Raw genomic sequence first — 16,319 nt, 5'->3', positions numbered from 1 at the left:
ATACTAAATACTTTATACTATTTAACCCCTTCCGTAATCGTAATTTTTCTAAATTCAATCGGACCATGGTCACCTTGTATATAAAGTGGTCCTGGTTCGCCTTCTTTTGAATCAAGTGCACCACCGGTAATTCCAGGGATTTCCTGTTTGTCAATTACCGTTTTACCGTTGATAGCAACAGATACCAAACGACCTACTAGCGTGATCTCCATATTGTTCCATTCGTTAGGGCCATTGGTCACCATTGCATTCGGGGTCAAGAAACCGTAGATAGCACCGAAATAAAGGTTGCCGGGATGTCTATCTTTTGGTGAGTCTTCGATCTGAACCTCGTAACGACCTCTTAGGTAAACACCAGAGTTACTGCCTTCAGGATACTTGAATTCTAGGTTCAATTTAAAGTCCTCGAAAGATTTTTCAGTGATCAGGTTAGCACCGGCATCTTCATTGGTCAAGATACCATCTTTAACGACCCATTTGTTCTTGTCGTTCGATGGTTTCCAACCGGTCAGGTCCTTTCCATTGAACAATTCCATCGGTTTGCCCCAAGTTGGTTCTGCCGTGCGGTTCAGATAAGGTGCTTTTGTTCCCGTGAAAGTATATTTCTCACCGTTATTGTTAGTAATAGTACCTTTGATTTCAGCACCTGCCAATTCACCTTCAATCGTGATATCTCCAGTGCCACCTTCCCATTGTGGTGGGATAGCGAAGGAGAACTTTCCGTCTTGAAGCTTGATATGGGAGATGGGTCTGCTACTGCCGCTATCTCCTACCCAGTACCCTACCAAAGTAGTGAATCCAGATAATTTGATTTCAATCCAGGAAGGCACCTGTGTACCATTCTTGTCAACGTTCAAATCCCAACGACCCAATAGGTCCTTAGATTCTTCTGGGATAGTTTGAGATGCAGGGTTGTGTTCCACTTCTTCTTTTTTGTCTTGATTGTCTGCTTTATCCTGGGTACCGTTTTGGCACGAAGTCAAGCCTAATCCAAGCATACTGGTGAAAGCTAAACCGTAAGCAAATTGTTTGATCATCTTTAATGTATTTGATTGATTATTATTTTATACTTTATAGTATTGTTCGAACCCGGTTCTAGGCGGAGGTCCGATCAAGAGTGCATTTGCAAATTTATCATTTGTAATCTCTTTTTTAACAGGATCGAACTTAAATTTTCCGTTCAAGCGCTGCGCGATCACGCCAAGGCAGAAAACTTGGCTCAACGGTCCAGCGATTTCAAACGGTGAACGCGTCTTCTCCTCCCCTTTGCAGGCCTTCAGGAAGTTTGCAAAGTGATTGGAAGGTGATGCCGGAACTTCTGGAAGTTTATTCGCGATATCCTTTGCCTTCTGTTCTGGAATGATAGATAAAGTACTGCCATGTGAACCGCCCTTAAAGGTCAGGTCTTTTCCGTAAATGATCTTACCCGGGTTTAATTTGGCTGGCTCCAGGTTACCGGTGCTTGGTGGCGGAATATTCGGGTCTAGACCGGATACGCCATAGCCTTCCGGAATTGGAGGCAGGTTATTGATACCATCATACCACATAATATCCAAGGCTGGCATCCCCCTGCGTTTAGGGAAGCTGAATTTCAAGGTGGAAGACATCGGGAAGAAGAAGGAATTATGTCCTTCCAGCATCTCTGCCCCTACCTCGGTCGGTAAGCCCAATTTCAGGAATTCATGGGAGGTATCAAGGATATGTGCGCCCCAATCGCCTAAGGCTCCCATCCCGAAATCGAACCAGCAGCGCCATTGCCCATTCACAAAATCTTTGTTGTAATTATGCCCCATGGTCTGCATTTGCCATAGATCCCAATCGATCGTGCTAGGAATGGGTTCTGCAGGTGGGAAATTCTTGATGTTGACATCCCATCCATGCCATCTGCGCGGCATATTCATGTGACCGACGATCTGGGTGACTTCTTTGATGATCCCCGCCTCGGTCCATGCCTTATACTGGAAGTAATTGGCATCGGAATGGCCTTGGTTTCCCATCTGGGTCGCCACTTTTGGGTTCTTCTTAGCTTTTTCCATCATCAGCTCTACCTCTAAAAAGGTACGCGCCATAGGTTTCTCTACATAGACATGTTTCCCCAGGTCCAAAGCCATCATGGTAATCGGGAAATGGGAAAAATCAGGAACTCCGACCGTCACCGCATCGATCTGGTTTCCCATCTTATCGAACATCTGGCGGAAGTCCTGAAAACGTGGAACATCTGGAAATTGCTTGATGGCAGCTTCCGTATGTTTAGCCCCCATATCCACATCACATAGCGCAACAATATTACATAAACCCGTTTTATATAGATCCATCAGGATTTCCCCACCTCTATTCCCAATCCCGATCGCCGCTAGGTTGACCCTTTCATTTGGCTTGGCCATCAAGATATTTCCCAATGGACTGCTTGCCATCGTCAAGGCTCCACCCGCAATAATGGATTTCTTTAAAAAACTTCTTCTCGAAAAATAATGATTCATCTGTAATATGTTTAGGTTTACGAATGTTACATGTATGATTAGCTTAAAATTAAAAAAAATTCCTAATTTCAGTCACCTTATTGGACATTAATCCATAAACCTGTTACAATAAAGACATATTATGATGAGAAATACCTATTTGAGATCTGTTTTTAAAGGCACATTCGGACTTCTTCTATTGGGTTCATTGACTATTTCCTGCCAACAAGCGAACAAAAATGCGGATGGCTGGGAAAATCTGTTCAATGGTAAGGACCTGACCGGCTGGAAACCTTTGGCTGGAAAGGCAGATTATCATGTTGAAGATGATGCGATCGTTGGAGTAATGACGAAGGGTTTGCCAAATTCCTTTTTGGTAACCGATAAGGAATATGGCGATTTTATATTGGAGTTGGAGGTTAAACTGGAAGGCAGCACAACCAATTCTGGTGTGCAGACCAGGAGCCATTTTGATTCAACAGCCAATAATGGTGCCGGAAAGGTCTATGGCCGCCAGATGGACATCGACCCTACCGACAGAGCTTGGACCGGAGGAATCTATGATGAAGGCCGGAGGGAATGGCTTTACCCATTGGACCTAAACTCCAACGCAAAGACTGCTTATAAACCGAATGACTATAACCATTACAGGATCGAAGCCATCGGCAATGAGACCAGAACTTGGGTGAACGGTGTTCCTGCTGCCTTTGTGATAGACAGTTTGGATGATTCAGGATTTATTGCATTACAGGTGCATGCGATCCCGGATTCATTGGATGGTAAGAAAGTTTACTTTAAGAATATCCGCATACAGACGAAAGACCTGAAGCCTCAAGAATTCCCTAAGGATGTTTTCGTGGTTAATACCCGTGCCAATGATCTTTCAGAAGCCGAAAAGGCAGCCGGATATAGCTTACTCTTCAATGGTAAGGACAGCCAAGGCTGGCATAGCGCTCGTGGCGATAAGTTTCCAGAAAAAGGTTGGAAGATCGAAAACGGCTTGATTGAAGTACAGAAATCGGATGGTGCTGAATCGACCAATGGTGGCGACATCGTAACGGATAAACAGTACAAGGCTTTTGACCTTTCCTTTGATTTTAAATTGAGTCCAGGAGCCAACTCGGGTGTGAAATACTTTGTCACCCTGGATGAAAAGACAGCTGGATCTGCTATCGGCCCGGAATATCAGATCTTGGATGATGAATTGCATCCCGATGCAAAATTGGGAAAAGATGGCAATCGTACCTTGGCTTCCTTATATGACCTGATTACTTCGGATCGCAATCCAAGACCTAGAAAACCAATTGGGGAATGGAACCGCGGCAGAATTGTGGTTACTCCAGACAATCATGTCACCTATTACCTCAATGGCTTCAAGATGTTGGATTTTGTGAGAGGCTCGGAAGATTTCAGGAAACTGGTGGCTGGAAGTAAGTACAAGGACTGGGAGAAATTTGGAGAGGCTGAACAAGGCCATATCCTACTGCAAGACCATGGGGACGCCGTTGCGTTCAGGAGCATCAAGATTAAAGAATTATAGAAAATAATATAGAAAAAGGGAAAGGACCGAATGTATTTCGGTCCTTTCCCTTTTTATGCTTTATGCTAGAATTGCGCTTTAAATTCTTTGACTTTGTTTTGGAATCCCTCGAATTCGGCACTTTGCTGATTGATAAAACTATTGTCTTCCAATCGACCTACCACTTCATTCATCTCTTCCTCGTTCTCATAAACCATTAAACGGAAAGGATTGTGGTAATCCTTGCTTCTGGAATTATAGATTTCATCACAGATCCATTTCTTGGTTTCCAAGGCCTCATCAAAAAGTTTGTTCCAGAAATCAGCGTTCCATTCAGCTGTATCTGTTTCAGTAACCTCTTGTAATGAAGCTAAACTATGCTTTAATTTATCTTGGATATAAGCATCACTCAAGTGATGGTAGTTTTTATGCATTTCATCCCAAGAGTTAATTTTCTTGTCTTTTAAGTCCTGTAGCAGCTGGTCCAATTTGGTAACTGGAACCAATTGGCTACCTACGTTCTCAAATTCCTCTCTTTTCAATCCTGCGTTGATCATGCCCTGTATAGTCTTGTTGAAATCATTCGGATCTACATGTTCCAATACCTGGCAGACCGCATAATAGCGTACTAACTTCTTAAATAACTGATAAGCTTCTTTTGGCTTCAATAACACAACTTTGCGTTTAGAGAACTCCGCATTGTCCAGGAAGATCTCCTCGGCAGCTTTGTCTTTATTGTCCAGCCAGGTTGCAGGCTTATCGGTATTCAAGGATTTGCTGACTGCATGTTCAATCTCCTTGATTCCCGTAAATATCTCATTCACCGTGTCTGGAGCCAAGATATCATATTCGAAATATTGGTTCTTGAAGGAACGCTTATCACGACTGATGAATTTATTGGTGTTACGCATCAACGCATACATATTGTACATAAACCAATAGCCCGGAACGATAATCAAGCGGTCATGGGTAACATCATTGCTCACCAAAGAAAACGGGAATTTGATATCCAGTTCATGCAGGAAATCGCCTTTTACGATAAGGGTATAGGATGCAAACCTGGAATTATGCTTTAAGCTCACACACAGCCCTGGCCAAAAGCCTCGACCTGCGATAATCTCGCCATCCGCACCTCTTGAGTTATGGTTGGAACCAACCGTAGCTCCCGCCGCCATATTACTTTGTCCTTTGATCAAGGCTGCACATAAGAATGAATTGTTATGGTGCTGCTCATGCGCAGGGAAAATAAGCGAATTAAGGACCTCACAGCAGGAAATGGTAGAATTGTCACCCAAGAAAGAGTTGATCAATCTGGCGCCATATTTCAGCTGCGAATAAGATGATAGGATAAAACGTACTGCCTTCACGCCATAGAATACCCTACAGCCATAGCCAATGATCCCGTTGACCAGCTCACAACCCTCACCAATCTGGGTATAGGCCTCAGCGGTGGAATTGATCGTTACGTTTTTCAGTTTAGAGATCCCCTTGATATAGGCATCTGAACCGATCTTAACGTTTTTGAAGGTATGGGAGTTCTTGATGACGGTACGATCACCGATTTCACTATAGTAGCCTCTGATATCATTGAATTTTTCATTGGTGATATCAAAAAAGCGTTGCTGTAATTCTTTATCTTGTCTGTTGCGTGTCCATAGATAGACATCGGCAGCTTGCATGCCATCAAATGGAAGTACCGAACGGCCTCCATTCTCATTGCAGAGCTCCAAAAAGATCCTGCTCTTGTCCGGATCACCGACCTTTAAGATTCCATTCCCGAATTTTGCATTCGAGCTGGTCTCCATTTCATTCACATTGAGCAAGATGACCTCGTTCCCTACAATGAAATGGGCAATATAACGGACCTGATGCAAGGCCACACAGTCCCCTAGGTCACATGAAATGATCTGGGAGTTATAGATCCCGACCGGCAAGCGGATATCGCGATATTCAAGGTAGACCTCTTCCATATCGCCAATCCTGACCAAACCAAAGAATTTGGATCTTTTGATCTGTTTCGGAAGAAATTTATCCGTAACGAGCACATCATTCCAATCGGTAGATTCATTATGATTGAGCTCGAGGATGCGGATCTCCTCCTCGGTCAGATTTCTATATTGCTTGTTGGATTTGTTTTGTTCAAAACGAAGGTAGTACTCGTCTTTTCCCTTTGGTAGATAATCGGCGGGTATGAAATCATACCCAATCCGATTTAATGGTATCTTTATTATGTATCCCATGATATTATTCCACAGTTACTGATTTAGCTAAGTTCCTTGGTTTATCAACATCTAAACCACGGTACACTCCGATATAGTACGACAATAGTTGCAATGGAACCACCGTCAATAAAGGAGCAATAACTTCATCAGCCTCTGGAACAACCATGACATCATTTGAAATGGTCGGAGTAACTTCATCTCCTTCCGTCATTACGGAGATCACCATCCCTTTTCTAGCTTTAATTTCTTGGATATTACTTACGATCTTCTCATGGTAAGCATCCTTACTCGCAATGAAAACTACTGGCAATTCCTCATCAACCAACGCAATTGGACCATGTTTCATTTCCGCAGCTGGATAACCTTCTGCATGGATATAGGAAATTTCCTTCAATTTTAATGCGCCTTCTAGAGCTGTTGGGAAATTATATCCACGACCTAAATAAAGTACATCGCGAGCATCTTTGTATTTGTAAGCAATGGCTTTGATATTGTCAACCTCATTTTCCAATACCCATTGAACCTTCTCTGGAACATCGTGCAATTCTTGACAAAGCTCATCAAAACGCTCGTCTGAGATAGTTCCCCTAGCTTTTGCCAATTTCAATGCAAACAGCATCAAAACAGCAAGCTGTGCAGTATATGCCTTTGTACTGGCTACACCGATCTCTGGACCTGCATGGGTATAACAACCAGCATGCGAGATACGCGCGATCGAAGAACCAACCACATTGACAATACCAAAGATTGTTGCGCCTTGTTCCTTAGCACGTTCTAGGGCAACCAAGGTATCGGCCGTTTCACCACTCTGAGAAATCGCGATGATCACATCGTCTGAACTGATAACCGGATTACGGTATCTGAATTCCGAAGCGTATTCCACCTCAACGTTTACACGGCATAATTCCTCGATTACATACTCTGCCACCAAACCGGCATGCCAACTGGTACCACAGGCCACAATAATAATCCTGCGAGCATTCGCCAACTTATCTTGGATGGCATCTACCCCACTCAGGATAATCCTATGTTCGTTCAAGATCAATCGACCTCTTAATGAATCAGCAATGGTAGTAGGTTGTTCAAAGATCTCTTTTAACATGAAGTGATCATAACCACCTTTTTCAATAGCTGCTAATTCAAGATCCAGCTTCTGAACAAATGGAGTGATGATTTCATTACCAAGGTTTTTCAAAATCAATTCATCAGGCTTTACGATGGCCAACTCATAATCATTGATATAGACCACCTCTTTGGTATAAGCCAACATAGGTGAAGCATCAGAACCCAAGAAATGTTCATTCTTTCCAATACCGATCACCAATGGGCTTCCCTTACGGGCAGCAATAATGGTATCAGGTTGGTCAGCAGCGATCAACAAGATCACATAGGCACCGGTCACCCTTTTTAGGGCAATGCGGATTGCCTCTTCAAGACCGCATTCATTTTTTTCTTGTATGTCTTCAATGAAGTTAAGTAGGACCTCGGAATCCGTATCGGATTTAAATTCGTATCCTTCTTTAGTAAGTTCGTTTTTTAGTTGGGCATAGTTCTCGATGATTCCGTTATGGATCATGGCAAGTTTTCCAGATTTGGAAACATGGGGGTGAGCATTTCGATCTGAAGGTTCGCCATGGGTAGCCCAGCGGGTATGACCAATTCCTGTAGTGCCAGCTGTGGATTGGTCTCCAACAAATTCTTCTAAAGCTGCAACTTTACCTGCTTTCTTGTAAACTTTTAAGGAATCTCCTTGTTGAAGTGCTATACCAGCACTATCGTATCCTCTGTACTCTAATTTCTTTAAGCCGTCTATCACAATGGGATAAGCTTGGCGCGTTCCGGTATAACCGACAATTCCACACATATGTTTTTCTCGTTTTAATTTAAGTTTTAAAATCTTGAGTAAATATATAAAATTTATTAGTGCAAACGATTGCGGGCTCTTAAAAACAAAAACCGAACCAATCTGGTCCGGTTTGTAATTAAAATTTCTTTATTCTAGTTCAAACTTGTAGCCAACTCCCTTGACTGTAGTCACATAGCTGTCCCCGATCTTTTCTCGAAGTTTTCGGATATGCACGTCGATCGTCCTATTGGTCACGACTACGGAATCTTCCCAGATCGCTTTCAGGATCTGCTCCCTTGTGAATACTTTATTTGGTTTTGAGGCTAACAGGTATAGCAATTCAAATTCTTTTTTCGCCAGTACAAATTTCTCATCCCCACGGAATACCAAGAAGGAATCCCTATCAATTACCAGGTCTGAGATCTCAAGTTTATCAGTTACCTGATCATCAATAACCTCCGTAGTATTTCTTCTTAAGATTGCATTGATACGGCTCATTAAAGCCCTTGGCTTAATAGGTTTGGCAATATAATCGTCAGCTCCTACATGGAAACCAGCGATTTCGGAATACTCCTCACTTCTTGCTGTCAAGAATACCATGAAGATCTGCTTGAACTCAGGCATCGAGCGCATCAAACGACAGGCTTCAATACCATCCATCTCCGGCATCATGACATCAAGGATAATAAGGTCTGGAAAAACCTCTTTGGCAACTTTAATAGCTTCTTTCCCATTAGAAGCGGTATATACTTGGTAACCTTCCTTAGTTAAATTGTATGAAATGAGTTCAACAATGTCGGACTCATCATCAACCACAAGAATCTTTTGATTATTGGCCATATAAGCTGTTTTTTTGCTAAGGTATATACTTAATTATAAAATAAAGTTACCCAAAAGTTATGAAATTGTTAAGCCTTAAAATAGACTTAACAATTGATTCTTATTTTTTTAAGGTTTTCGTTAAAAAATCTTCTAATTGCTTTCCCCTCAAATTCTTAGCAATGATAACCCCTTGTTCATCTAAGAGATAAGATGCCGGGATACCTTTGATGGAATAATCAATAATCAATGGAGAGCTCCATGCCTGAAGGTCTGAGATATTCGTCCATTCTAATTTGTCGTCCTGTATTGCACGCATCCAGGAGCCTGGATTGTTATCTAAGGAAACACCTAGAACAGTAAAATTATGGTCTTTGAAGCTATTGTATTGTTTGACGATGTTAGGGTTCTCCTCGCGGCAAGGCATGCACCATGACGCCCAGAAGTCTACCAAAACATATTTGCCTTTATAGTCTGAAAGTTTAACGGTTTTATTATCTGGTGTATAAGCCAAGATTTCGGGAGCAGCTTGACCTACAGCCAGCTTTCTAAGTTTATCAACCTCAGTCTTGAACTCATTCACATAACGATTGTTTGGGAACTCTGCTTTGATTCGATCGGCATAGGCAATCAATTCCGGTTCGGCCATCTCGGGATCCAAAGTGCTCATCACATAAAAACCAGCCAAGTCATTGTTCTTTTGGGCAAATGAAACCGCCTCAGCGATGTAGTTCTTAAAGAATGGCTCGAACTTCATCAACATCTCCGATCGTAGATTTTGGATACCATTGGCATCTAAAGCAGTGGTAGCACTTGAAAAGGCCTGTTGCAAGGAGTCCCGAACGAAATCAATCCTAGACTTCTGCACTGCAAAGTCCTTCAACTTCTGAGAAAGCTCCGAACCCTTCACTTCGTACTGGTCGGGATTCTGCAAATTGACATTGAATTCCACGGCCTTACCAGGTTCCAGGATAATAGGATACCTATTATTGCCCACGGCCAAGGTCAATAGCCTCTCTTGCGTCGCCGGTCTTTCAAACTTGAAACGGTTGCCATCCGCAATAAATGTTGAATCTAATTTCTGTTCACCCTCATAGAAGCTGACAACTTTCACATTCCCTGGATTCTCGATCACACCGCCAACCTGAATGGTATCAGAATTTGAACATGAAGACAAACCAGTGGATAACATCCCCACTAATCCAATATATACTGCAAACTTTTTCATTTTTCTTATTTAATAAACTCTCTTGATTTTGAAATCGCTCTCTCCAATCCAGAAGCATCCTTACCACCTGCTGTCGCAAAGAAAGGCTGGCCACCGCCGCCACCTTGGATTTCCTTAGCCAAATCGCGAACGATGTTACCTGCGTGCATGCCTTTTTCTTTTGCCAGGTCATCAGAGATCATGACCGTAATGCTTGGTTTTCCATCAATCACGGCCCCTAATACGGCATAAAGGTTATTTATTGCCCCCTTCAGGGTGTAAGCCAAAGTCTTCACCGCATCCACACTTGGAAGATCAACGATCGTAGCGACATAGTTGATATCGCCAACTTTTTCCAATTTCTTCTCGATATCATTTTTCAGTCCTTGGGACTTCTCTTTCACGTAGTTCTCAATCTCCTTTTTCAAGGCATTGTTCTCATCCAATGTTTTTGAAAGAGCAGAAACAAAGTCCTTAGGATTGTTCAATAGCTCCTTAAGGTTATCCAGCAATTCAAAGTGCTCACGGATCACCTGCTCCGAACGGGTACCGGTAATCGCTTCAATCCTTCTCACTCCAGCCGCAACTGCAGATTCCGAAAGGATCTTGAAGAAACCGATCTGGCCTGTTGCTGCAACGTGCGTACCACCACACAGCTCCTTAGAATAGGAATCATCAAAGGTGATCACACGGACATGGTCGCCATACTTCTCTCCGAATAGGGCTGTAACACCCGAATCGATAGCTTTTTGGAACGGAACATTACGCTCTTCCTTCAAAGGTACATCTTGGCGGATCTTCGCATTCACGATGTCCTCAATCTGTTTGATTTCCTCATAGGTCAACTTTGCGAAGTGCGAAAAGTCAAAACGCAGTACATCCGGAGAAACCAATGAACCTTTTTGGTTCACATGCTCACCCAATACTTGCTTCAAAGCAGCATGCAACAAGTGCGTGGCAGAGTGATTGGCTTCGGTATCCTTTCTTTTCTTCACATCAACAACCGCTTCAAACTCTCCGCTCAGGACAGCAGGAAGTTGATTGACAAAGTGTATGAAAAGTCCGTTCTCTTTCTTTGTATCCAGGATGCTAACCTTTTCATTGTTATCCAAAGAACGTAAATATCCTTTATCTCCGACCTGACCACCACCTTCTGCATAGAATGGCGTTTCAGCAAGTACCAATTGGTATTGATCTTTACCCTTGCTAGAAACCTTTCTATATTTTAAGATCTCTGTGGTCGCCGTTAAATTATCATAACCTACAAATTCACTCTCCGCTTCATCATTTACAAGGACCCAATCCCCAGTATCCACAGCAGTTGCAGCTCTCGATCTTTCCTTTTGGGCCAACAATGCCTGTTGGAAGCCGTGCATATCCACGGTCATCCCCTTTTCCCTAGCCAATAATTCGGTCAGGTCGATTGGGAAACCAAAGGTATCGAACAGTTCGAATGCGAATTCTCCGTCTATGGCCTCATGGTCTGCTGAATAGGTTTCAAAACGCTGGATCCCTTGGGTCAAGGTCCTCAAAAAGGAAACCTCTTCCTCCAGGATCACCTTTTCTACGAAATCCTGCTGTTGGTACAGTTCATCGAACACCCCTTTGAACTGCTCCGCCAATACCGGAACAAGCTCATGGATAAAAGGAGTCCTGAAATGCAAGAAGGTATAGGCATAACGGACAGCACGTCTCAAAATCCTGCGGATCACATAACCCGCTTTATTATTTGATGGCAACTGCCCATCAGCGATGGCAAAACTTACAGCCCTGATATGATCAGACAGCACACGCATGGCAATATCCGTCTTCTCATCGGCTCCGTAAGCAATACCCGATTTATTTGCGATAAATTGAATCAATGGCTGGAATACATCCGTATCATAGTTGGAAGATTTACCTTGGATGGCACGCACCAAGCGTTCAAAGCCCATCCCTGTATCCACATGCTTTGCAGGCAGGGACACCAAGCTTCCGTCTTTTAACCTGTTGAACTGCATAAATACAAGGTTCCAGATCTCGATCACCTGAGGATCGTCCATGTTGACCAAGTCCTGACCATTCACCTGAGCACGCTCTTCATCCGAACGCATATCGTAATGGATTTCAGAACAGGGACCACAAGGACCTGTATCACCCATTTCCCAGAAATTATCCTTCTTGTTACCCAATAGGATACGATCTTCCGGAATCAATGCCTTCCATAGGTTAAAGGCTTCCTCATCTTGTTGCAAGCCTTCGGTAACATCACCCTCAAAAATCGTCACATAAAGACAATCCTTGTCTAATTTCAACACCTCAGTCAATAGCTCCCAAGCCCATTCAATGGCTTCTTTCTTAAAGTAATCACCAAAAGACCAGTTACCAAGCATCTCAAAAAGGGTATGGTGATAGGTATCAATCCCTACCTCTTCTAGGTCATTATGTTTTCCGGAAACACGTAGACAACGCTGGGTATCGGCTACTCTTGGGAATTTGGCGACAGCTTCTCCTAAAAACAATTCTTTGAATTGGTTCATCCCCGCATTGGTAAACATCAATGTAGGGTCATTCTTCACTACAACTGGTGCCGATGGAACAATTTGATGTCCTTTACTTTTGAAAAAATCTAAAAAGGCTTGACGTATATCTCTACTAGTCATTTAATTCGTGTCTAATTTTAGCTGCAAACTTACTCAAATTTGATGAGTAAACTCGCCATTCAAACCAATTTTTATTAATATGACGCATATTTTTCCTAAATTTATCTCTGTAAAAACACACAACAAAATAATTCATGAAGATGACAATTATTGTCCCTACTGATTTTTCTGAAAATGCTGGGTTTGCTGCAGATTATGCTTGCCAACTTGCACAGGAAAAAGAACACAACATCCACCTATTACATTGCTACACTTCTAGCTCAGTAGGAGAAAATGCTTCTGAAGAACCCAATGGCACTGGCCTTTTGGCTGATCAGAAGATACAAGAATTGCAGACGAAGCTACTCGTAAAGTATCCCACACTGCATATCAGCATCGAATGCTCCAGAGGTTTGATCATAGACAAACTGACTGAGCTTTCTCAATCTGGAAAATATGCCATGATCGTAATGGGTGCATCAGGCGAAAGCCAGTTGAAATCCATTTACTACGGAAGTACAACCGTAGCGGTGGCCTCAAAATCTGAAGTCCCTGTCGTTGTTATCCCGAACCAGCCATTCCAATTCGCCATACAGCATGTATCCCTATTGACCAACTTCAAAGCTGCTGAATTGGATACCTTAAAGGAATTCCAGGATATTATCGGGGTTCCCCATGACCTGACCTTGATCCATGTGTTCAAGGAAAGCCAAAAACCCGAAAACATCAAGGACGACCTCGATTCCTGGGCCTTCAATATCCGCGAGATGGGTTCCATCCAACAGGTCAACACCATTGCAGAATCTATCAACAAAGATGATATCGAATTGGATTCAGTACCAGAGGTTGTCAGTAAAGTTATCTCCGAGGTGGATCCGCAGATCATTTTGATCACACCTAGTAGAAAAACATTCTTCGAAAGGTTATTTAAAAGTTCTGTTTCCAAAGCCTTAGCTTTGGAACTTGATAAACCAGCTTTTTTCGACAAAATATAAATAAAACTATACAGCATGAGCAAATTACTTATACCTATTGACTTCTCAGAGAATTCTGACAACGCCATCCATTACGCTTGTCAGGTCGCTCAACAAGGAGGACAAGAAATCGATTTGATCCACGTGTTCTCTTCGCATTCGAACACCTATGCCAATGTGAAAGGAGAAACTCCATTGAACGACCCTAGAGTTCCTGAGGCTGAACAAAACATGGTAGATACCCTTGCCAAGTATCAGCAAGAATTCCCAAATGTGAAGCTGAATAGCATATTTAAGGATGGTAATCTTTACGATGAAATCAAAGCAGTCACCAATGCTACTGCCTATGATGCCGTTGTCATGGGTACTCATGGTGCTTCCGGGTTAGATGCTGTATTTATCGGCAGCAATACCTATGATACCATATTAAATACCACCACACCGGTATTGGCGGTTCCAGAAACCTCAACGGTCTTTAAAAAAGACAGTATAGCCTTGCTTTGTAATTTCAAGGAAGCTGAACTTACTGCTTTACAACAGGCAGCTCCATTGTTCAAAGCCGATTACAGACTGATATTGATCCACGTGAATACCAACGACAGACCTATTAAAGATATTGATGCAGATTTTAAGGTTTGGATCGACAGAATCGAAAGCGAACTAGGTATTTCTGACATCTCCTATATCATCAAACCACAGACCTTGTTCATGCGCCAGAAAGAAACTGTTGCACAGGCAATCACTTCCGTCCTATTGGATGAACAGGCGGACATCCTGATCTTGACAAAAAGCAAGAAAAGTGTCTTCAGGCAATTGACTGAGTCCAATGTCATCAAAAAAATGGCTTTTAACATCCAGATTCCAACGTTCTTCGCTAGGGTATTGAAGGCATAATTATAGGTTTTTCACTACAAAATCATGATATTTTAGGCTGAGTTGCCAAAACAAGTTGTTTTGGCAACAAATTTGCCATGCCTTTGGCATAAAAGCATATAATATTATGAAAACACTTTACTTTAAAAAAGTTAGCGCATTAGCTGCTGCTGTTTTAATCTCTTCTGCTACTTTCGCTCAAACCAACACAGCTACCGTTGAAGGCACGACTACTTTAGGTCCAACTACCCAGTACAGAACTTGGTCGATCGGAGTAAACGCAGGCGTCCTTAATCAATCAAACATTTTCGGCTTCAACAGAGCTGGATTCGATAAATTAAACCACAACGTAGGTTACTCTGCGTATGTTAAGAACCAAATCTCCCCATCTTTCGGAATTAAAGCTCAATATATGGGCGGTAAAGTAGGAGGTGTCAATGAAACTGCTGGCGCAGCAATTACCGAGTTTGAAACTAAAATGCCTTGGTCAGCTGCCCTTTCTGGGGAGTTCACGATGGCGAATACAAACTGGAGGTTCTTCAACAGCATCATTAAACCTTACTTCGCAGTGGGTGTGGGTGCATTGAGTTTCGAAACTACTACCAAAACAGGAGAAACTTCAACTACTGCAGAATCTCAAACAAAACTTTTCGTTCCAGTTGACGCTGGTTTTAAATTCGCAGTAGCAAAAGGAATCAACATCGACTTGGGTTACCAGTTGAACTGGGCAAACCAAAACTTTGATGGAGTTCGTGGCGGTCAATACAAAAACGACCTGTTCTCCTATGCACATGCTGGTTTAGAGGTTGCATTGGGTGATGGAAGCAAACCTTACCTTGGAAACTCAAACCCTGTCGCAACGATGGCTGCAAGATATGATGAGTTAAAAGCGGAGCGTGATGCATTGGTTGCTGCAAATGAAAAATTACAGTCCAACATGGATGAAATCAATGCTGGCCTAGAAGATAGCGATGGCGACGGTGTTGCTAACAAATTTGACAAATGTCCAGATACTCCTGCAGGAACTAAAGTTGACGGTTCAGGATGTCCACTACCAGAAGCTAAACACGAGACTAAGGTTGTTGAGAAAATCGTAGTGACTGAAGAAGATAGAAAAGTTGTTGATGAGGCTATCAAAAACTTGGAATTCGACTTGAGCAAAGCTACCATCCGCCCTTCATCTTACGAATCATTGAATAGAGTTGCAGCTTTATTGATCGAGAAAAACTTCAGCTTAAAACTTGCCGGTCACACCGACAACACCGGTTCACTTCAATTGAACTTACGTTTGTCAAAAGAACGTGCAGAATCAGTTAAAGCTTATTTAGTATCTAAAGGTGCCAATGCATCACGTATCGAAGCTACAGGTTATGGTCCTAACCAACCTATCGCTACCAACAGTACGCCAGAAGGTCGTCAGTTGAACAGACGTGTTGAATTTACCTTATTCTAGGAATAACTTGCATTAAGCTAAACAACATACAACCAAGAAGGACCTGCAAATGCAGGTCCTTCTTATTTTTTGCCCTATCTAGGCCTATCATTTCCTACAGGAAAGATCAGCTCCATTAGCCTTCCAACACTTTGACTACATTTTTCAATAGTGTCTTAAAGCGTATTCCCGAATCCTGTTCCACCGTAAGGGTTTGATGGCCGGTCTTGCTTATATGCAGGTCCTTCACTCTACCAGATTTCCCTTTATGGGTCCCAGCGATTACTTGGCAAAAATTCCCATCCCTTATCGTATCCATAAATTACTGTATGGTTAAAATAAAAAGG

At 42.6% G+C, this 16,319-nt stretch carries 12 protein-coding genes; 4 read left to right on the top strand and 8 right to left on the bottom strand.

The features are described 5' to 3' along the window. Window positions 1–17: 17 nt before the first annotated feature. Both RT138_RS15265 and RT138_RS15260 read right to left on the bottom strand, forming a co-directional pair. Window positions 18–1,037: a DUF1080 domain-containing protein gene (locus RT138_RS15265; protein WP_313191371.1), complete on the bottom strand. Its 1,020-nt coding sequence runs from the start codon at window positions 1,035–1,037 to the stop codon at window positions 18–20. 27 nt (window positions 1,038–1,064) lie between these two features. After that, the gene (locus RT138_RS15260; RefSeq protein ID WP_313191370.1) at window positions 1,065–2,480 is read right to left on the bottom strand and encodes a Gfo/Idh/MocA family oxidoreductase; all 1,416 of its coding nucleotides are present in this window, start codon (window positions 2,478–2,480) and stop codon (window positions 1,065–1,067) included. A gap of 121 nt (window positions 2,481–2,601) precedes the next feature. Between RT138_RS15260 and RT138_RS15255 the strand changes: the two genes are divergently transcribed. Further along, window positions 2,602–3,999: a DUF1080 domain-containing protein gene (locus RT138_RS15255; protein ID WP_313191369.1), complete on the top strand. Its 1,398-nt coding sequence runs from the start codon at window positions 2,602–2,604 to the stop codon at window positions 3,997–3,999. Between the two features lie 65 nt (window positions 4,000–4,064). On the opposite strand, the gene RT138_RS15250 is transcribed toward RT138_RS15255, so the two are convergent. The 5 genes from RT138_RS15250 to alaS form a co-directional block, all read right to left on the bottom strand. Next, window positions 4,065–6,218: a DUF4954 family protein gene (locus RT138_RS15250; protein WP_313191368.1), complete on the bottom strand. Its 2,154-nt coding sequence runs from the start codon at window positions 6,216–6,218 to the stop codon at window positions 4,065–4,067. 4 nt (window positions 6,219–6,222) lie between these two features. Continuing rightward, the gene (gene glmS / locus RT138_RS15245) at window positions 6,223–8,064 is read right to left on the bottom strand and encodes a glutamine--fructose-6-phosphate transaminase (isomerizing) (protein WP_312698084.1); all 1,842 of its coding nucleotides are present in this window, start codon (window positions 8,062–8,064) and stop codon (window positions 6,223–6,225) included. Between the two features lie 129 nt (window positions 8,065–8,193). Then, window positions 8,194–8,886 (bottom strand): response regulator transcription factor, encoded by a 693-nt coding sequence (locus tag RT138_RS15240; protein WP_185213517.1) that lies wholly within the window; start codon window positions 8,884–8,886, stop codon window positions 8,194–8,196. A gap of 100 nt (window positions 8,887–8,986) precedes the next feature. After that, the gene (locus RT138_RS15235; protein ID WP_313191367.1) at window positions 8,987–10,093 is read right to left on the bottom strand and encodes a TlpA disulfide reductase family protein; all 1,107 of its coding nucleotides are present in this window, start codon (window positions 10,091–10,093) and stop codon (window positions 8,987–8,989) included. A 5-nt stretch (window positions 10,094–10,098) separates the two neighbouring features. Further along, window positions 10,099–12,714, bottom strand: coding sequence for an alanine--tRNA ligase (alaS, locus tag RT138_RS15230; RefSeq protein WP_313191366.1), 2,616 nt, complete (start codon window positions 12,712–12,714; stop codon window positions 10,099–10,101). A 134-nt stretch (window positions 12,715–12,848) separates the two neighbouring features. Between alaS and RT138_RS15225 the strand changes: the two genes are divergently transcribed. The 3 genes from RT138_RS15225 (at window position 12,849) to RT138_RS15215 (ending at window position 15,993) form a co-directional block, all read left to right on the top strand. Then, a complete protein-coding gene (locus tag RT138_RS15225) occupies window positions 12,849–13,688 on the top strand; it encodes a universal stress protein (protein ID WP_313191365.1) in 840 nt (279 codons plus the stop codon). A gap of 15 nt (window positions 13,689–13,703) precedes the next feature. Continuing rightward, a complete protein-coding gene (locus RT138_RS15220) occupies window positions 13,704–14,561 on the top strand; it encodes a universal stress protein (protein ID WP_313191364.1) in 858 nt (285 codons plus the stop codon). Between the two features lie 106 nt (window positions 14,562–14,667). Beyond that, window positions 14,668–15,993 carry an OmpA family protein gene (locus RT138_RS15215; protein WP_313191363.1) on the top strand — a complete coding sequence of 442 codons (1,326 nt, stop codon included), beginning with the start codon at window positions 14,668–14,670 and terminating at the stop codon, window positions 15,991–15,993. A gap of 115 nt (window positions 15,994–16,108) precedes the next feature. Here the strand turns inward: RT138_RS15215 and RT138_RS15210 are convergent, their stop codons facing one another. Next, the gene (locus RT138_RS15210; RefSeq protein ID WP_313191362.1) at window positions 16,109–16,291 is read right to left on the bottom strand and encodes a KOW motif-containing protein; all 183 of its coding nucleotides are present in this window, start codon (window positions 16,289–16,291) and stop codon (window positions 16,109–16,111) included. Between the last annotated feature and the right edge of the window lie 28 nt (window positions 16,292–16,319).

Source organism: Sphingobacterium sp., from assembly GCF_032065005.1.
GTDB lineage: Bacteria > Bacteroidota > Bacteroidia > Sphingobacteriales > Sphingobacteriaceae > Sphingobacterium.
Note: the sequence above shows the minus strand (reverse complement) of the source record. Positions and strands in the feature narration are given on the sequence as shown.